The sequence below is a fragment of the Nitrospirota bacterium genome (genome assembly GCA_016214845.1).
In the GTDB taxonomy this organism is placed as follows: domain Bacteria; phylum Nitrospirota; class Thermodesulfovibrionia; order UBA6902; family UBA6902; genus SURF-23.
Window position 1 is genome coordinate 1 of sequence record JACRMS010000024.1, and the last position, 18,747, is coordinate 18,747.

At 45.6% G+C, this 18,747-nt stretch carries 14 protein-coding genes, 1 tRNA gene and 1 pseudogene; 6 read left to right on the top strand and 10 right to left on the bottom strand.

Annotated elements, in window-relative coordinates; all coding sequences use genetic code 11:
* Positions 1-248: 248 nt before the first annotated feature.
* The 7 genes from HZB61_07610 to HZB61_07640 all read right to left on the bottom strand — a co-directional run bounded on the left by HZB61_07610 (position 249) and on the right by HZB61_07640 (position 6,127).
* Positions 249-662, bottom strand: a complete 414-nt coding sequence (locus tag HZB61_07610) for a cytochrome P460 family protein (protein MBI5056464.1) — start codon at positions 660-662, stop codon at positions 249-251.
* A 455-nt stretch (positions 663-1,117) separates the two neighbouring features.
* Complete coding sequence (locus HZB61_07615; GenBank protein MBI5056465.1) at positions 1,118-1,501, bottom strand: hypothetical protein; 384 nt, start codon at positions 1,499-1,501, stop codon at positions 1,118-1,120.
* Between the two features lie 154 nt (positions 1,502-1,655).
* Positions 1,656-2,321, bottom strand: coding sequence for a SurA N-terminal domain-containing protein (locus HZB61_07620; GenBank protein MBI5056466.1), 666 nt, complete (start codon positions 2,319-2,321; stop codon positions 1,656-1,658).
* Positions 2,322-2,367: 46 nt separating this feature from the next.
* Positions 2,368-3,363, bottom strand: a complete 996-nt coding sequence (gene hemC / locus HZB61_07625; protein ID MBI5056467.1) for a hydroxymethylbilane synthase — start codon at positions 3,361-3,363, stop codon at positions 2,368-2,370.
* Positions 3,364-3,371: 8 nt separating this feature from the next.
* Positions 3,372-4,640 (bottom strand): glutamyl-tRNA reductase, encoded by a 1,269-nt coding sequence (locus HZB61_07630; protein ID MBI5056468.1) that lies wholly within the window; start codon positions 4,638-4,640, stop codon positions 3,372-3,374.
* 52 nt (positions 4,641-4,692) lie between these two features.
* Positions 4,693-5,514: a c-type cytochrome biogenesis protein CcsB gene (gene ccsB / locus HZB61_07635; GenBank protein MBI5056469.1), complete on the bottom strand. Its 822-nt coding sequence runs from the start codon at positions 5,512-5,514 to the stop codon at positions 4,693-4,695.
* 52 nt (positions 5,515-5,566) lie between these two features.
* Positions 5,567-6,127, bottom strand: a complete 561-nt coding sequence (locus HZB61_07640; GenBank protein ID MBI5056470.1) for a hypothetical protein — start codon at positions 6,125-6,127, stop codon at positions 5,567-5,569.
* Positions 6,128-6,415: 288 nt separating this feature from the next.
* On the opposite strand from HZB61_07640, the gene HZB61_07645 reads away from it, so the two are divergent.
* From HZB61_07645 to HZB61_07665, 5 genes and pseudogenes are all read left to right on the top strand, one after another.
* The gene (locus HZB61_07645; protein MBI5056471.1) at positions 6,416-8,506 is read left to right on the top strand and encodes a hypothetical protein; all 2,091 of its coding nucleotides are present in this window, start codon (positions 6,416-6,418) and stop codon (positions 8,504-8,506) included.
* A 39-nt stretch (positions 8,507-8,545) separates the two neighbouring features.
* Complete coding sequence (locus tag HZB61_07650) at positions 8,546-9,679, top strand: HEAT repeat domain-containing protein (protein ID MBI5056472.1); 1,134 nt, start codon at positions 8,546-8,548, stop codon at positions 9,677-9,679.
* Between the two features lie 292 nt (positions 9,680-9,971).
* The gene (locus tag HZB61_07655; GenBank protein ID MBI5056473.1) at positions 9,972-12,380 is read left to right on the top strand and encodes a DUF1566 domain-containing protein; all 2,409 of its coding nucleotides are present in this window, start codon (positions 9,972-9,974) and stop codon (positions 12,378-12,380) included.
* A 129-nt stretch (positions 12,381-12,509) separates the two neighbouring features.
* Positions 12,510-12,614 (top strand): annotated as a pseudogene (locus HZB61_07660) (thrombospondin type 3 repeat-containing protein).
* Positions 12,615-12,679: 65 nt separating this feature from the next.
* Positions 12,680-13,294, top strand: a complete 615-nt coding sequence (locus tag HZB61_07665) for a PEP-CTERM sorting domain-containing protein (protein ID MBI5056474.1) — start codon at positions 12,680-12,682, stop codon at positions 13,292-13,294.
* A gap of 65 nt (positions 13,295-13,359) precedes the next feature.
* Here the strand turns inward: HZB61_07665 and HZB61_07670 are convergent, their stop codons facing one another.
* The gene (locus HZB61_07670; protein MBI5056475.1) at positions 13,360-14,076 is read right to left on the bottom strand and encodes a hypothetical protein; all 717 of its coding nucleotides are present in this window, start codon (positions 14,074-14,076) and stop codon (positions 13,360-13,362) included.
* Positions 14,077-14,363: 287 nt separating this feature from the next.
* Here HZB61_07670 and mfd point away from each other — a divergent pair, with 287 nt between their 5' ends.
* On the top strand, positions 14,364-17,501 hold the full coding sequence (gene mfd / locus HZB61_07675) for a transcription-repair coupling factor (protein ID MBI5056476.1): 3,138 nt from the start codon (positions 14,364-14,366) through the stop codon (positions 17,499-17,501).
* A 19-nt stretch (positions 17,502-17,520) separates the two neighbouring features.
* Here mfd and HZB61_07680 read toward each other — a convergent pair.
* Positions 17,521-17,597, bottom strand: a tRNA-Pro gene (locus HZB61_07680).
* A gap of 115 nt (positions 17,598-17,712) precedes the next feature.
* Entirely contained in the window at positions 17,713-18,300 is a 588-nt protein-coding gene (locus HZB61_07685) for a putative metal-binding motif-containing protein (GenBank protein MBI5056477.1), read from the bottom strand.
* Positions 18,301-18,747: the final 447 nt, after the last annotated feature.

Sequence of the window (18,747 nt, forward strand, 5' to 3'; positions counted from 1 at the left end):
GCTTCCTGCATTGTCTGCTGCACAAGGCGTCTGATCTTAGCTTTTACTTCTTCCGTCTTTGCTGCTTTCTCTTCCTTCAATTATCCACCTCCTGTGTTTTGATAAGTTTATCAATTTACACAGTTTCGTGGACACTCCCTCATCTGCAAATGAAATCCCCGCCTGTAAGACGGGGATTTTACGGGAACATCATAGATGTCCGCTTTTTTTAATTTCTTTTCTGTATTATTATGGTTTAATTGTTAAATTTATTTCCCCGTCACCTTGCCTGAAAAGATATAATCGTTATCTTTTACCGAAGCGTGGCATTTTATACAATCTTCGACTTTTCCCTCTGCAAGGATGTTAAATTTAGGATCATATTTTACCCAGAACCAGTCGTTGCCTTCAGGGTTATAGCCTTTTACTTTATACATAACTGTCACGGCTGCAAGTTGTTTATTTGCGTCATAGTTCTCTTTCACGATTATTGAATCGTCTGCCATTCCTTTTGCTTTTTTTATTGAATCAAGCGCAATTTCATTTACATAAGCCGTAAGAAATGCGCCATGCGGTTCTTTGCCCTTATACATTTCTCCCTTGCCCGGCCACTTTGCCCACTTCTTGTACGGCTTGTGAATAGTGATGTGATAACGCACGTCTCCGCCGGCAGCCCACGGCATATGTTTAAAAACTGATTCGTAAGGAACAACTATTGCTTTCTCCGGATGTTCGGCATATGCAATAAATACCGCTGAAATAACAAACAACACAGACAATAAAATTATTAAATGTTTTTTCACGTAACTCTCCTTTCATAATTCTTTAAATATAATTAGTTTTCTCTCAAGACCCCGCTCACCTCCTTTTTATATATCAGCATGTATTGCGATATACATTCTATCACTAAAATTGTCCCCTGTCTTAATAAATTGGCCTATTGAACAACCCCGTTAGATGTTTGGAGCGCAGTTATCAAAGTTGACATATCCAGACAGTAACGCCGGACTTACTCATTGGAGACTGAATAAACTGGGTTCCCGCCACCGCCGCATCCTGCAAACAGCGCTGCAGGCGCGATTAGAAGAACGGTCCTTGGATTTCCGAGTAACATCTTTTTGTCTTTCACCTTAGTAAATTATTTTCCCATCTCCGACATGCGTTTCTGCATTTCAGTCATTCTGTCATTCATGACCTTCATATCTTCATCTGTTGCTGTGCCTCTATCCATCATCCCGGACATCCAGTTTATTTCTTTGCACATGTCCTTCATCATCATAGACATGTCGTGCATTTTTTCTTTAGGCATATCCCCTATATTTTCACTCATGGCATGCATCATCCCGGACATTTCATGCATTGTGTTCGTCATGCCGTCCACCATCTGTTCATGCCCGGTCATGCCTTTATGCTCCATCATGTGTTCATGCTTCATCTCCCCGTGGCCCATCTGGGCAAAACCGGAAACGCTGCTGAAAACCAGAAGCAGTGCTGACATCAAAACTATCGGTATTATTTTCATTTCACTTCCTCCTTTGTTTATTTATTTTTTACCACGGAACATTGAAGAAAGTATGAATTGATTTATTAATCCTTAAATCCAGTGTGTTATGTTGTTAAATGAAAAATTGGTTTTGTCGTGAAACCGAAGTGGGGAAATAAGGCAAGGGGAGAAATCAGGAGATGATGTCTTTATTAACTGTGATCTTCAACTGGCGCTTAACACTTTCAATATACGCATTTATGATCTGGTTGCTCTTGTTTGAGCGGAATATCTGAAGCAGTTGTTCCTGGTTCCCGGTGCCGATTGAGTCAAGGATCTTTATTTCATCCGGGGTAAGTTCCGCAGTTTCGCCAACGAGCTTGCTCATCTTGCTGACAAGCAGGTCTTCTCTCAGGTCATTTTCAAACGCCTGCGTGGTGAGCCGGTTCAGCCTTAAGGCCCTTGAGTATATTTCCGGGTCGAATACGCCGTCTCTCTGAAAATACGGAATATTGACTATGGCGTCCTGCAGGTCTTTTTCAGGTATCGTTATGCCGGCCTTTTGAGCGGCAATCGTGAGGACCGCCCTGTCGATCAGCATGTTGAGCACCTGTTCCTGCAGTTGCTGTTTTTTGGGTTCTTCATTCGGATTTACGTCTTTGCGGCGCTTGAGTTCATTTTCATATGCGCGCCAGTATTTCTCCGTGGAGATCTTTTCGTCCTCAACCTGCGCCACGACTGTTGACTGGTTCCTGTCTTTGGGCCCGATGCCCCAGAATATGAAAGTGATTATTATTATCACCGTGACCCCGGCGAGAAGAAAAACAGAGAAGAATTTATGACTCATTATTTTAAGCATAAGATAATATATCCCAAAGGGCGTCTAAAGGGCAAGAGACCCGCCCTTATTTTCCGTAAACCTCCGCGAGAATTTTCCCCGCGCCTTTTAAAAGCAGCACCTCAGCGAGTTTTGTGCCGAGTGTCTCAGCGTCCTCCGGCTTACCGGTCTTTGACGCCCTGATCAATGTCTTTCCATCCAGGCTCCCTACAAGACCTTTGATTACAAGCTTCTGACTTCTGACTTCTGTCTTCTGTTTTCTGTCTTCTGTCTTCTGACTTATCAGCTGCGCGTATGCGCCTATCGGCACCTGGCAGCCGCCTTCAAGTTTTTTCAGGAAGGAGCGTTCCGCCCTCACGCAGACCGAGGTTGCCTTGTGGTTAAGCTTCTTTAAAAGTTTATTTATAAATTCATCATCCATCCTGCATTCAATTCCCACAGCGCCCTGTCCGATCGCCGGCAGGCTGAGTTCAGGCTCAAGGACCTGGGTGATCCTTTCTTTCCAGCCAAGCCTCTTCACGCCTGCGACAGCAAGGATGATCGCGTCGAACTGTCCCTCATCAAGCTTTCTCAATCTTGTGTCGAGATTTCCGCGGAGATGTGTGATCTTCAGGTCAGGCCGCTTGTTCAGTAACTGGCATATTCTCCTCAAGCTGCTTGTGCCGACATGAGCGCCTTTCGGCAAATCTTTGAAGCTTTTTATTGTCTGTGTTCTGTCATCTGTCATCTGTCTTCTGGCTATAAATGCGTCCCTCGGATCTTCCCTCTTGCAGATAACGGCAAGATGCAGGCCCTCAGGCAGGTCCGTCGGAACGTCCTTCATACTGTGGACTGCGAGGTCCGCCTTTTTCTTCAGGAGCGCCTCTTCGATCTCTTTTACGAAGAGCCCCTTGCCTCCCACCTGGGCCAGAGGGACGTCAAGTATCATGTCTCCGGTGGTTTTTATTTTCTTGAGCTCTACCTCGGTGTCAGGGCTGACTTTTTCGATCTGCGCCTTGACCCACTCCGCCTGCCAGAGCGCGAGTTTGCTGCCGCGTGTTGCGATGATCACTTTTTTCTTCATGATAGATATTACTCCTCTTCTCCGTTAATTCCATACAGCTTTTTTATTACTGCGATCAATTCGTCCCTGTTTTCATTTTCTTCTTTAAGGACTGTTGTAGGGGGATGTATCAGTTTATTGACAATGGAAATTGTCAGATATTCAATGGCCTTTATTTTCTCTTCCTCTATCGGGCCGAGCTTCTTGAGGGTCTTTTCAAATTCCGTTTTTCTTATTTCCTCGGCCTTGTTGCGGAGCGCTACGATGGTCGGGGTCGCGGTCAGGGAGGCGCTCCATTGCAGGAAAGAACCGATCTCCTCATCAACGATCCGTTCCGCCTTGTCGGCCTCTTTTGCGCGCTCCTGGATATTTGTTTCCACGATCCCCTGAAGGCTGTCCACATCGTACAGGTAAACGTTAGCAAGGTCATTTATCTGCGGCTCAATATTTCTCGGCACGGAGATGTCAATTATGAACATCGGCTTCTGCTTCCGCTCTTTCATCGTCTTATGCACCTGGTCTTTTAATAAAATGTAGTGGGGCGCGCCGGTCGAGCAGATGACAATGTCGGTGTGCTGCAATTCAGTTACAAAGCTCTCAAACGGCACCACCTTCCCGTGAAACTCATGGGCCAGCTCCTCGGCCCTTGCGATTGTGCGGTTTGTGACCAGCACGTCTTGCACCCCGCAGTTTATAAGATGCTTTGCCGCAAGCTCGGCCATCTCGCCCGCGCCGATGAGCATGAATGATTTACTGGCGAGGTCGTCGAATATCTTCTTTGCCAGCTCGATTGCCGCAAAGCTGATACTTACCGCGCTCTCGGCGATCTTCGTCTCCGTCCTGATGCGCTTTGCCACGGAAACAGACTTCCTCATCAGTTTATTCAGGATAACGCCCGTGGTTTTATTTTCAAGCGCAAGATCGAAGGCGTCTTTCAACTGTCCGAGTATCTGCGGCTCGCCGACCACCATAGAATCAAGGCTTGAAGCGACCCTGTACATATGCCTTATGGCGTCGGCCCCCTTATGAATGTAAAGCGATCTGTCCAGCAGGTCTCTCTGCACTTTGTGGAAATCCGCGAGAAAGCCCTTTATGCCTTCGACCCCGGAATCTATATCGCTGACCCCGGCGTATATCTCTACCCTGTTGCATGTGGAGAGTATGATGCTCTCCTTCACGACATGGGAGCCTTTCAGGAGCTTAATGGCCTCTCCGAGCTTGGGCCCGTCAAAAGCGACCTTTTCCCTGACTTCTATGGGGGCTGTTTTGTGGTTAAGTCCGATTACTAATATATTCATGACGATTTCGTTAAACGTTTGTGATCAACTAACAATTATCAGGCGGTTAGCGCTACATAAAAACGTGACGTCCTTTCAGGATAATTGATACACCGAAAAATGCGAATATAACTATGGCAAACCCTATAATCGAGAGAATGGCGGCCTTCTTGCCGCGCCACCCGGAGGTAAGCCTGAGATGAAGCACCAACGCGTAGACAAGCCATGTTATCAAAGACCACACTTCCTTGGGGTCCCATCTCCAGTAGGTCCCCCACGCTGAATTGGCCCAGATAACTCCTGTTATCATGGAGAGCGTCAGAAGGGGGAACCCCAGAGTGACGAGGTGATAGTTGATCTCGTCCAGTGTCTGGAGGCTCGGCAGTTTCTGGAAGAGCATGCTCAGGTGTTTTGACTTTACGTTCCTCTCCTGGATGAGATACATGATTCCGATGCCGCACGCCATCGCAAAAGAGGCGTCCCCGAGAAACGCGAAGACCACGTGGATACCGAACCAGTAGCTCTGAAGCACAGGGCTCAACGCCTTTATTTCCCTTGGAAAGATCGACGCTGAAAACATAAGTAGAAATACAATGGGCATAATAAAAGAGCTGAGGAGCCCGAGTTTGTACTTGAATTCGTGAAAAAAGAACAGCACCAGCACGCACCACGAGAAAAAGGAGGTCGCCTCGTGCATGTTGGTCACCGGGACATGTCCGCCTTCAACATATCTAATGGCAATGTTTGCCGTGTGAAAGGCGAAACCGGCCATTGAGAGATAAAGCGTTACCTTCGATGTGTTTTTCTTCCCTCTGAAAATCTCGATAATGCCTGAAATGGTTGCGATGAAATAAAACGTAAGCGCTAATTCAAAAAGAAGTACATTTGTCTCTATTTGCAAATCTCAGACTCCTTCATCTGTTAAGTAACTTAACGGTATAACGCGTTCAAACGATATATTTTTGGATATATGCAAGCCATTTGTCAATTTCCCCGCTTTTATTTAGTAAGTCTATTCGGAAAATTTTTGCATGTTCTTTAGAAAAAGTGACCAAAGAAGCAGGATTTGCAACATCCGTTTCAGAGTTGATAATTACGATGTCCGCCTTTTTCCCAACCTTCAGGGCAGAGGGTTTGATCACTCCGTCCCCGCCGATGATGAATATAGTCAGATGCGGTTTCAAAAGATCAGCGGGGCTGTTGCCTTCAACCACAACGCCTTTGAGCCCCGTCATCTTTGTCAATGAAACATTCAGTGCGTCTTCAAGTTCCTGTCCTCCGGGACTTTGTATCCAGACAACCTTTTCAGCCCCCGATCCAAAGAAGATCGCCGTATCCTTGCCCTTCTCTTTGAGAATAGTTTCATCATCGACAACAGAAGTATAAAGCTCCGTCCGGGTGAACTTGATCGCCCCGAATCCCTTTAAATTTTCAAGCAGGATAGAGCAGAGGGTCGTCTTACCCACAGCGCTGTGCGCGCCTGTCACGGAAATGATCTTAAAAGGCATCAATTATTTTAACAAAACAGAGAGAGAATGTTGCTTTATTGATACTTCTGGACACAACGTTTCTTATGCTCGCCGCAGGCAAAAGGCAGAGTGGAGAGACTATTTGGGACGCTGCAGGGCAGGTGTCAACGCAAAGTTAAAATGTCCTGTTTTTACCAAATAAAAATGTCTTGTTCCTGTTTGTTGTATAGGACATTTATATTTGTCGCGCACCTGGCATTTGACACGATTTGACATTACACTTTCAGCACTGATAAAGTTTGATATCAAGTGGAAATTACTGTTTACATGACAGTCAACCTCTTTTTGTTTTCCTCGTGGTATGTCTTTCTTTTCAGGAATAAGGTCAGGCTTTCTTTTTCAGACAGGTTATTGGGCGTTTTTGTTTTAGGTCTGGCCCAGATTGTTTTAACTGAGATGACGCTTGGTTTATTAAAAAAACTCTATGCAGCACCGCTTTTTGTATTGAACGTCTGTGTGTCAGTGGCTGTGTTAACCATCGCCGTAATTCAAACAAAACCGGGTCTCTTTTGTCCCGTCCCTCCTTTGCAAAACGTGGGTGTGCAGGGATTGGCGGCGGATATTTATAAGGAGATGAAAGATAAAAAAATCCGTTTTGTTACTTTGATAAAGAGCGACTGGATATTGCTGGCTGTATTTATTGTTTTTTCTATTTATTTCTGCTATCTGGTATTTGCAGGTTATCTGTTCCCTTCCTATTCATGGGACGCGCTGTTATATCATCTTCCTACCGTCGGGTTTATTCTGCAGTCCGGAGCCATCGAGCAGATACCCTACAATTCGCTCATTTATACTTTCATAAACGTCTTTCCCAAAAACATGGACCTTTATTTTCTGTGGAATATTATTTTTCTGAAAACCGACATAATCGTTGATTTAAGCCAGCTTCCTTTTACGGTTGCCGGAATGCTTGCTATATATAGCATCGGACGTAAGCTGGGGATTGAAGCGAAATATTCAGCTTATTCTTGTTTTCTCTTTTTCTTTGCTCCCGTAATAATATTACAGTCAACAACAAATTATGTAGATATCGCTGTGTCCGTTTTTTTCCTCATAGCCGTGAATTTTATTCTGTGCCGTAATATCTCCCATATCTCTCATGGTGAGTTTAAGAGTAGTCAGGCAGTATTGTATGGAGGGAATATTCAGCTTTTCATGGCAGGGACAACAGCCGGTATGTTGTTAGGCTCAAAAGGCTCCGGCCCTTTGTTTATTATCGCCTTGTCGGCGCTATATCTGATTAATGAACTAAGAATATATTACTCTTTGAGGCGTGAAGAAATTTCTGATGAAATCAACCCGTTAAAAAGTAAACCTCACGGGACAATGAATACCCATAGTATTAACCATTTTAAAGTGGTTAACATTAAAAAGATTATCAAAAGCTATGCGCTATATTTCGCGGCGCCCGTGACGTTACTGGGAAGTTATTGGTACATCAGCAACTGGGTGCACTACGGCAACCCTGTATATCCTTTTATTGTCAAAATATTCGGCAAGACATTATTTGCAGGGACTTTCACCGAGTTCCTGCATACCGGCCCTGACATATTACGGAAAATGCCCCCAATGCAGAGGCCGCTCTATGTATGGCTGGAAAGGGTTGAACATTACTATTATGCATCGGACTTAAGCGGGTTCGGTCCTTTATGGTTTATACTTCTTCTGCCCTCTACTGTCTTTGCGGTTATTCTTTCTGTGTGGAAAAAGAAATTTGATTTTTTTATTGTTGCAGTAATGATGGTCCTTGTCTTCCTCGTTTATCCGAATAACTGGTTTACCCGGTATGTGATTTTTTTGTTCGGTCTTGGCTGTCTGGCTTTCGGGGTAGTTGTTCAGTATTTTAAGGACAAGGGAAGGACCTTTGAATATCTTGCCTTGTGCTTGGTGCTTTACACTTTTTTTACATCCAATTCCACAACGGTCACTCCTGGGAAAATAAAAGAGTTTATTCATCTGCCTGCAAAAGAGCGCAGCCTCGCAAGGCTTGGCCCGGATGTCTTAAATCTCTCACAGTATGAAAATTACGGACTGTGGTCGTGGATCAGCGTTAATATATCTGAGAGTGATACCCTGGCATATACCTTTACTCCTGAATTGCTTTCCCCGCTATGGAACAACAGCTTTTCGAATAAAATAATTTTTGTTAAATCGGAGAAATTTAAAGAATGGCTGGATAAGTTAGAGATAAATAACGCAACCTGTATTGTGGTATTACTCAAACCGAGGTCTATGGAATATTTGTGGCTTGAAAGGCTGGGAGAGATGCGGGATGATCCGAAATGGTCGTCGGTTTCAAAGAAATTCAGATTAGAATACCATGATAATAACTTCGCTGTTTTCAGGTTTAATAAATAGCAGACATTGAAAACTCCCATGGACATAAGGAGAAGACAATTGAATAAATGGAAAGGCATTTTCCCGGTAATTGTGGTTTGCAGTCTTTTGCTGTTTTCAGCATGCCATGAAGTAAAAAAGTCTACAGGTGAAAAGGAACTTCAGGAACAAAAAGGGGCAGTGATGCAGCCGGCGCCCCCGGCCAGTGAAGCAGCGCCTCTTAATTCGGAGCAAATCACGGAAGATAAGCCGTTGTCCTTTGAAGGCTGTCTCGATCCGGGAATGCTATCACAGGAAAGCGCTGTTGGATATTTGCGGATACTTGCATTGGGAGACCATGAATCAATCAGTTATTACAGTGAATCAGGACAATCAGAAAAAAGAATGTACAAGGGAAGTGGAGAGGCCTGGTACCAGAATGACATCTGCGCTGCGATTAAGGCATTATCCAGGAGGAATAATCCGGAAGCATATGATCTTATTCTTCAAATAATAGAGCGAAAAACCAGATACCCTAAAGCCATGGTTTGCGCAATAAGGGCAATAATGGTTTATGGAGAATTTAAAGACGGCTTCTGGCATGGAGACAAGAGAAGCATCCCGGTCCTGAAAAAAGCCGTCAATGAAAAAGATCCCGATATCAGATTGCAGGCTGCCGGCGCACTTTTGAGTTTAGGAGAGGGCGACATAGCCCTTCCTGTGATAGACGAACTTGCAAAGGCGGGGGCACAGCAGTCCATACCTGCTATTTATAAGTTGTTTACTCCTGAAGAAAAAGAGGATGAAGGCGTAAAAAGAATTGTGCGCTCCGGTTCGAGGCTGTTTGATGAGAGAGGTAAAGACATACTTGTACGGGCGCTGAATTATTCAAGTGATGAGGTAAAGGTGTTTGCAGCCTTGAGGTTAACGCTAATGGGGATTGAACAAAAACGAGCAGAGGATACTGCGATAAAGATTTTAAGGCAGCAAACAGGCAAAACGATAAAAGAATATCAAAACATAGAGGAGCAACAAAGTGAGAGGAATGCCATAAATTATGCAATTGAAGTGCTTGAAAAGATTGCGAGCACTGACGGTGTACGGGAATTAAAGGCATTTAGTGAGAGCAGCAGCGACTCATTCTTCAAGGCAAGGATTCAGACAACCTTAAAGAACATAAGTCAAAAAAATAATAGTCTCCATAAATATGATTAATTGACAGGCGCAAGGGGCGTCAATTCAAAGTGGATTTGTTATGCCATTCTTACACAGTTGCGCAACTGTGTAAAATTAAACGAAAAAAACCTTGACAGTATCTTCTTTCTCTTGTATTGTAAAAACAAAGGGGAATTCCATTAAGAATCTTTTTCTTACCACTGTCCTTTCCTCAATCCTTAGAAAAAAACATTTTATACTTTAAAGCGGGAACAAAGGGCGAAATTAACGTTAGGGATATCGCAGATTCCACTAAACAATAATTTGTTCAATAAAAGGAAGGAGGGATTAGATGAAGCTGAGAAACTTTTCAAGATCAATGTTCGTTGCAGTAATGATTTTCATCCTGCCGGTAGATGCTTTCATTCCGTCTGTATTTTCCAGTGACGTAAACATACCCAGAACAGGACAGACTACATCATATTATGCAGGGGATGACGGTGATTTGAAGATGGGCGCTCCATGGCCTACAACAGGAAACATGGGCTCTGGAAGATTTAATGACAACGGTGATGGGACTGTTACGGATTTACTCACAGGTCTTATGTGGACCAAGAATGCAAACATGGGAGGCTTACAGAACTTTTATACTGCAAGGAACGCTGCTGCAGCTCTGGCTATCGGGGGCTTCACTGACTGGCGCATCCCTAATATGCTTGAGCTTGAAAGCCTTACAAATGCCGGACAGGCCGATACAGCTGTATGGCTTAACTCTCAGGGCTTTCAAAACGTTCAGGCATCTGATTACTGGTCGAATAATTCATATGCATATGAAAGCGCTGGATGGTCTATTAATTTAGGTACCGCTCAGACTTCCTATGAAGTTGACTGGACTGCCGGCGCCATGTATTATTGGCCTGTTCGTGCCGGACAGGCCAATAACCCTGACCCGGCGTATCCGGCAAATATTCGTAAAACAGGAAGCACTACAACTGTAACACCGGGTGATGACGGTGATCTGGAATGGGGGGTCGGCTGGTCAGTTGCCTCAAGGTTTAGAAATAATCTGGACAGCACTATAACAGACAATCTTACTTCTCTAATGTGGGTACAAAGCGGAGGAGAAACCGCATTGGGTGCTGATGGAGTACTGACGTCATTTCAAGCTGTAAATCAATTCATATCCGACATGAATACTCAAACATACGGCCGGTGTGTTAAACCTCCCAGATCACAAGACTGCTCAGGCTTTCCTTTCCCTCAAACTCCTGCTACTCAACCATGTACTGATCCATTGTTACCAGCATGTGTATTCATTGAGAATGGTTCCATAGAGCAATGCAGGAGTAAAGGCGATACTATGTGTACAGTGGATGCTGATTGTGATACGGTCAATGGAGAAACTTGTGTTTCAATTCCGAATTCAGGCTACACTGACTGGCGGCTTCCAAACAAAAAAGAGATGTTAAGCCTGACTCATTGGGAAGACGAGTTCTCGTCAAGAGGCGACCTTACCGCTGCGGGCTTCACTATGCCTGAATTTGCGTGGTGTTCTCACTGGACCTCTACGGCTTATCCCACAGATACAAGCAAAGTGTATGCAATTACATTAAATGTTGCCGGGAACCAGACGCTTTCTTATCCTTTGAGCGTCCCTAATACTACCTGCAACTGGACATATTGGCCTAAATATTTCTGGCCGGTGCGTGGTGGTATATCCGGAAGCAATCCATCTGATGGCGATGGTGATGGTTACACTGACACGGACTGTAATGATAATAATCCGGCAATCCATCCCGGCGCTGCGGAAGTCTGTAACGGAATAGATGATAACTGTAACGGCAATGTTGATGAAGGATTTACAGATGCCGATAGTGACGGTTATACAGCGTGCGCAGGTGACTGCAATGATAACAATCCGGCAATCCATCCTGGCGCTGCAGAAGTCTGTAACCATTCGGATGATGATTGTGACGGCAATGCTGATGAAGGATTTACAGATGCCGATAGTGACGGTTATGCAGCGTGCGCAGGTGACTGTAATGATAACAATCCGGCAATCCATCCCGATGCTGCTGAATCCTGTAACGGGTCAGATGATAACTGCGACGGCATTGTTGACGGGGGGACCGATCATGACGGAGACGGTATCGGATCTGTCTGTGATAACTGTCCTAACACCTACAACCCCGATCAGGCTGAAAGTGACGGCAGTATTCCCGGGATGCGCGGATACTGGAAATTTGATGAAGCCATGGGGTTTGTAGCTTACGATACCGTTGTCAATAATAACGGAACCATTTATAACGCCACGTGGGGAACGGGTCAGGTTAATGGCGCTCTCACGTTTAAGGGAGGAACGGACAATACCGTTACTGTTGTGGATGATTCAGGGAACATGAAGATCACCGGCAAGAACATATCGATCGAGGTATGGGCGTACGGAAACCAACATATTGACGACTATGGTGGAGAATGGGCCACTATAGGGATAAAAAGCTCCTATCGATATCCTCACTGGTATGACGATGGTTACGGATTATACTATTACGATGACAAAATCTCATTCTTTATTAATCACTATGATTACAATAAGGGATGGGCACCCTTTACCAAGAATGAATGGCACCATCTTGCAGGAACTTATGACGGACAATTCATAAGAGTCTACGTGGATGGACAGGAAGGCACAGCATATCCTTACTCGGAAAATATAGTCGATGCTTTGGCACCTGACCGATTTCTTATCAGCGGCACGTGAGGAAGCTACTATTGGGGCGGTGGCCTCGACGAGATGGCAGTCTATAACAGAGCTTTGACGCAAGATGAAATTATCGCACATTACGTAAATGGCAAGTATTTCGGTTATGGTTTCAATTACGGCTATATAGGCGACGGGATAGGCGATACCTGTGACAACTGTCCGGCGGTACACAATCCGGACCAGGCGGATTCAGACGGCGATGGTATAGGTAATCTGTGCGACATTAATTAAACAAAGAAAGGATAGTTCGACTCAACCATAAAGAATCAAATTAAAATTGAAAAAGGAGGGTGGAGATGCTAACACAGCGTATTATGTTTTTTCTGGCAGCGCCAATTCTTGTTATTGCGGTTCTATGCGCTCCTGCTATTACAATGGCTAATCCGGTAAACGACACTTTCACCGATATAAGCGGGCAAGGTCTGGATCCCGGGAATTTAATATTGGTTGACGAGCACGGGGGACCAAATGGCTGGGGCGATGAATCTGTCTCAGTTGCGTGGTCATATGCCTATGGTCCTAATCAGGACCTGCGAGTGAGTATAACAAATACTTCAAGCCATACTATGATGGACACGATTTTGGCCTTTGAACAAAGCGCCTTTAACTGGAAAGGCAGTACGCTTCAAGCCGATACGTGGGACGGCGTTGACGGCAGTGGCGATGCCGCTTACTGGTTTGGCAGTATTGCTCCCGGAAGTACAAGCGTGCGGTTAATCGATGTGAAGTATGGCGAGCCAGGTTATTCAGCTTTGGGACTTTTGTATAACAGTAAGGGTCTTGACGGTACGATGCCAGGCAGCAATGTAAGTATCCTTCATGCTGCTCCTGAACCAATAAGCTCAGCCCTTTTCTTAACCGGCGCAGCAATGTTAGGATTAAGACGTTTCCGGAAAACAAGGAGTTCTTAAATTCAGGCATTACCTGCGTAATACAAAAGGGTCTGGGTTAAACCAGACCCTTTTTGTTTATCATGCTACTTGAAAGTAGGCTTGATTGGCGGTATCGGTGTTAAGGGTACAGGAAGATCTTCATGTACCGGACGCCTTGAAAATCTTGGGTGGGTGTATTCCGAATTCGATTGCCCTTCAGACTCTTCAGGCGCCAGAGACTCTTCGGATGTAAACTGAGACTTTATACCTGAAACTCCTGTAAGGCTACTCCCTGGAGGCGGGATTGGTCTTGCCGGGACTTTGATACCCGGTGATTGTTTATGTGTTTGTAATGAAAGGGGCGGAGCAGACTGGACATCTTTCGGATCTCTCAATCTGATCTCAGTTTTTTTATTGCCCCTTAAAAGGATGACCCTGTCTTGTTGTATGTCGGAAATAACAAACCCGGCCAGCGAATCATTGATGGTATAAATTCCGGTTGTCTCTGAAAACGGATCGTCAATAATTGCAATTTTTTTATCTTTCCTGATTATTGTCCCGAAAAGTTTCGGCAGCTTTGCAGCGGTGACAGATGACGGGACTGTTTCTGCTGATGGTATGGGAGTCTTTGAAGAGGGCCCAACTATTGAGTCGTCAGGTTTACCGTTTAAAACTGCTTCTCCTTTGCCGACAGGGGCCTTATTTTCAATACCCGGCATGTCCGCGGGTTTTTGTGCCCATACATTATAAGACGGGTAACTCATGAAAACAGTTATCACCGGCAAGAGTATACTTATAATTAAAAGACGTCTGCGTATCATTTGTCCCCCATTTTTTTAGCCTCTGACCGGCGGTTTGTTTTATGGTCCCCTAACAACAATGGTGGCGCGGTTGAACAGATGTAGTTAATTTTATAACTTCCTGTTGAAAAAAAACAATGCGGCGAGTAACCCTGACAGAAATGTCCGGTTTTCATATTTTAATTCTTTCTGTTCAGGAAGTCTCTGTCGGCTTAGTTATTTGCTTTATGGTAAAATAATCCCTGAAAAAATAAGTATTGTTTATTTGCAAAATGTAATGATATTAATTGTCCTCTAACTTTTTAATCATGCCCTTTGATCTTTCCATCTTTGAAGAAGCCCTTCGCGCCATAGAGGAAAAAAGGGCGGACACCTTCACCTCGCTTTCCGGCTCCTCCGGCGCCCTCCTGTTCTCAATGCTGAGAGGACAGTGCCTGCTCATTTGTCCTTCTGAAGAGTCCGCGGGCGAATTTTATTCGGATGCCCTTTTCTGGTCAAAATTATTGCAGGTTGAGGTCCCTCTCTTGATCCGTCCCAAAGACAGCCCTCAGAGATTGAAAGAGTTGACCGAGCTTTATACACGCAACAGAGGCAAGGTCATCTCCTCTGTTGACGCGGCTCTTTCACCAATATGGGGCAGGAAAGAATTCCCCCTTTTCACGATCACAAAAGGAGTGATCATTGAGCGTGATAATATTATCCTGAACCTTCAGAAGCAGGGCTACCACATCGTCCCGGTTGTGACCGGCGAGGGTGAGATGAGCATCAGGGGAGGCATCCTCGACATATTCCCGCCTGATGAAGAGGATCCAGTGCGAATAGAATTTTTCGGCGATGAGGTGGAATCTCTCCGGCATTTTGATCTCGACACACAGTTGTCCCTGAAAGAAATAAATGATATCGAGATCTGCCCTTCGAATGAGCCTGAGGAAGGGCCGAATCTTCTTGAGCTTTTATCGGACGGCGCTGTTGTTTTAAATGGGCCGGATGACATAAAAAAACATTGGCCCTCCTTCATTCCCTCTCCTGAGCAGCGCATCATCACTTTTACCTCTCTCCCGTTAGAGGGGGAAGGATTTTATTGCCCGGTCAAGAGCGTCACGGGATTTGGCCTTTTACCTGAAGAGAGAACGGCCATTGAGGATTTTGTAAAAAGAGTTCTTCAGCTCAGGAAAAAGTATTTCGTCCTGATAGTCTGCTCTTCAGAGAGCCAGGCGAAGAGGCTGAAGGAACTGTTTTACGACCTTGACTGGGATGTCCCTGTGCTCGGCAGCGGCGCGGTTGTGAAAGACAGCCGCAGTCCTGTAATCATTGTCGGTGAGCTGAGCAGGGGATTCACTTATCAGGAGGTAGTTGTCCTTTCCGGGAGGGACATTTTTGGACAGAGGCCCTCTTTTAAACCCGCAAGAAAATCCAGGGTGTCAACGCTTATCTCATCAATTGAGGATTTTAAAGAAGGAGACTATCTGGTACATGCGGAGCACGGCATCGGCAGATATTTAGGTCTCAGGAAAGAGAGGATCGAAGATTACGAAGGAGACTTCATAGCCATAGAATACCTTGAAGGCGCCAGGCTCTTTGTCCCGCTTGAACATATAAACACCGTCCAGAAATACCATGCCGCTGAAAGCGTCAGGCCGAAGATAGACAGGCTCGGCGGAAAGACTTGGGAGAAAACCAAACTAAAGGTCAAACAGAAGATCAGGGACATGGCAGAACGCCTGTTAGCGATCTACGCCAAACGCTCTACGGCAGGCGGATATGCGTTTTCAGAGGACACGGAGATGCACAAAGAGTTGGATAATTTCTTCCCCTACGAAGAAACACCCGACCAACTCACAGCTATCAATGAAATAAAACGCGACATGGAAAGCCCCGCGCCGATGGACAGACTTTTGTGCGGCGACGTCGGCTATGGGAAAACAGAGGTGGTGATGAGGGCGTGCTTCAAGGCCGTGTATGATTCAAAGCAGGCCGCGGTGCTGGTCCCGACAACTATTCTTGCGGAGCAGCACAATGAGACATTCAAAGCGCGCTTTTCCGCTTTTCCGATAAAGATAGATTATCTCAGCCGCTTCAAAAGCAGGGTTGAACAGAAGGTGACGCTCAAGGCACTCGCGGAAGGAGGGGTTGATATTATTATCGGAACTCATCGCCTGCTTGCAAAGGATGTGAGCTTCTTTGATCTCGGACTTCTCGTCATTGACGAAGAGCATAAATTCGGAGTGACGCACAAAGAGAAGATGAAGGCGCTGAAGGAGCACATTGACGTCCTTACCTTGTCAGCTACTCCAATCCCCAGGACGCTGCATATGGCGCTTTCGGGCATTAGAGGCATGAGCACGATCGAAACGCCTCCTGAGGACAGGGTCGCGGTAAAGAGCATTGTGGCAAAATTTAATCCCCAGACAATAAAGGAGGCGCTTCAGAAAGAACTTGACAGGGGAGGGCAGGCCTTCTTTGTTCACAACCGCATTCAGGATATTTACAAGATTGGAAATTTTCTAAAGGATCTGCTGCCTGACTCAAAGATAGGCGTAGCCCACGGCCAGATGAATGAAAAGGAGCTTGAGCACGTCATGAGCACTTTCTTTCACAAGGAGATAAATATTCTTGTCTCCACCGCCATTATCGGTTCCGGCCTTGACATCCCTTCCGCCAACACGATCATTATCAACAGGGCGGACAGGTTCGGCCTTGCCGACCTCTATCAATTGCGGGGGAGGGTAGGGCGCTCCAATGTAAAGGCGTACGCTTATTTTCTCATCCCCGGAGAAGACATTATCACAGAGGACGCCAGAAAAAAATTGCAGGCCATCCAGGAACTCGGTTATCTTGGCGCGGGCTTTCGTCTCGCGATGAAAGACCTGGAGATAAGGGGCGCCGGTAATTTATTAGGCGGCGAGCAGTCAGGACACATAGATGCGGTCGGTTTTGACATGTACATGGAGATGCTTGAGCAGGCGGTTGCGGAGCTCAAGGGAGAAAAGATCGAGCCGAAGATCGAGCCCGTAATAGATTTGAAGATCACAGCCGTCATTGCTGAGGAATATATTGAAGACCCTGACCTGAGATTGAGCGTCTACAGGAAGATCGCCTCGGCAAAGGACGTTAAAGCTCTTGAAAAGATATTGGAAGAACTGAAGGACAGGTTCGGGCCGCCGCCTGAAAAGACAAAGAGGCTGATCGACATCATGGAACTCAAGATGCTTGCCAAGAAGTTTGCAATAACTAAAATGCAAAATATCTCCGGCAAGGTCCAGGTCATCTTCGCGCCCGACACCACGGTTACTTCGCAAACGATATTTTCACTCTACGATACCCGTAAGAAGATGCTCAAGTTCCTGCCCGAAGGAGGCGTGGAGCTGGACCTCAGGGGCAAGGGATGGGGCGATGTTTTTAAAGAGTTAAAGAGGCTGATTGAAGAGCTGGACTCTAACTCCTGACTTTAGACCAAGGTTTAAATGGTCGGGGCGAGAGGATTTGAACCTCCGACTCCACGGTCCCGAACCGTGTGCGCTACCGGGCTGCGCTACGCCCCGTGCATGAATAATACCATAACTCACGAGACAAATTCTAAAAAGACCGGGACGCTTTCAAAAAAATAGGGAAGGACCTTCTGGTTAAGAAAGTCCTCCCCTGAATTTGAGTCTCTGTTTAATCTCCGATCCCCGGTCCCGGGGCTTTGCCATAATATTTCCGCCAGATGTTGAAGTCCTGTATCCAGACAGTCCCGTTCCCGTCCAAATCTATATAAGCGGGAGCGCCCTGCTGAATCGTTTTTCCAGCCCACGTGCGCCATTTATTGAAATCTATGATGTTTACAAATCCACTGTTGTCAAAATCCGGGTCGCACACATCGCCGTAGTGCTGCACGCCGGGTGTGGATGAATTATCATCCTCCGCTGCATTGCTGTCACGCTGGTCAGCATTCGCGACCAACCTGCAATTGTCACAGACATCGCCAACCCCGTCATTGTCAGTATCGAGTTGGTCGGGATTGGGAGCAAGCCAACAGTTATCACACGCATCGCCAGATTCATCAGTATCTGTGTCTAATTGTTCAGGATTATAATCAGAAGGGCAGTTATCCATGCAATCGATAATACCATCATTGTCTGCATCAAAACCCTCGTCAATATGACCATCACAGTTATTATCTATGCAGTCATATACTTCAACTGCTCCGGGATAGACATTGGGGTCGTTATCGTTACAGTCTATATCAGAAGAATAACCATCCATGTCCTTATCGGCTTTCCCTGTGGTAAAACTCCACACATCTCCGGTTGTTATGCCGCCTGAATTTCTTGAATCGATTCGCCAGTAGTATGTGGTGTTGTAACTTAGAACTCCGGGATCATATGCCGTGAATGTCTTATTGCCCTTGTAGTAAAGGGAAGAAGGGCTTGTCCCAAAGTAAACATCGTAACTCTCAGCGCCTCCGCCGTTTGACCATGTAAGATAAGGATGTATTGACTGATCAACTGCTCCGTTACTGATATTCGGATTCACTGCTTTTGATGGCAGTGTCGGAGTTATTGAGAAATACTTATGTTTAAGCAAAGTCAATATGTCCCCTTAAGAGCAAGGGGAAAATGGCCCCTTGGGCGAGAAGCGGGTTTAGAGGAAATATAAACTTGCAAGGCGTGTTTGCCTTTTGAATTAGCTTTATGAGCTTTCATTTTCCAA

Excerpts from the sequence above, each read along its gene's own strand:
- HZB61_07630 (MBI5056468.1), bottom strand. The coding sequence starts at position 4,640 with ATGAATATATTAGTAATCGGACTTAACCACAAAACAGCCCCCATAGAA.
- HZB61_07685 (MBI5056477.1), bottom strand. The coding sequence starts at position 18,300 with ATGGATGGTTATTCTTCTGATATAGACTGTAACGATAACGACCCCAAT.
- HZB61_07665 (MBI5056474.1), top strand. The coding sequence starts at position 12,680 with ATGCTAACACAGCGTATTATGTTTTTTCTGGCAGCGCCAATTCTTGTT.
- HZB61_07620 (MBI5056466.1), bottom strand. The coding sequence starts at position 2,321 with ATGCTTAAAATAATGAGTCATAAATTCTTCTCTGTTTTTCTTCTCGCC.
- HZB61_07655 (MBI5056473.1), top strand. The coding sequence starts at position 9,972 with ATGAAGCTGAGAAACTTTTCAAGATCAATGTTCGTTGCAGTAATGATT.
- HZB61_07670 (MBI5056475.1), bottom strand. The coding sequence starts at position 14,076 with ATGATACGCAGACGTCTTTTAATTATAAGTATACTCTTGCCGGTGATA.
- mfd (MBI5056476.1), top strand. The coding sequence starts at position 14,364 with ATGCCCTTTGATCTTTCCATCTTTGAAGAAGCCCTTCGCGCCATAGAG.
- hemC (MBI5056467.1), bottom strand. The coding sequence starts at position 3,363 with ATGAAGAAAAAAGTGATCATCGCAACACGCGGCAGCAAACTCGCGCTC.
- HZB61_07640 (MBI5056470.1), bottom strand. The coding sequence starts at position 6,127 with ATGCCTTTTAAGATCATTTCCGTGACAGGCGCGCACAGCGCTGTGGGT.
- HZB61_07645 (MBI5056471.1), top strand. The coding sequence starts at position 6,416 with ATGACAGTCAACCTCTTTTTGTTTTCCTCGTGGTATGTCTTTCTTTTC.
- HZB61_07610 (MBI5056464.1), bottom strand. The coding sequence starts at position 662 with ATGCCGTGGGCTGCCGGCGGAGACGTGCGTTATCACATCACTATTCAC.
- HZB61_07615 (MBI5056465.1), bottom strand. The coding sequence starts at position 1,501 with ATGAAAATAATACCGATAGTTTTGATGTCAGCACTGCTTCTGGTTTTC.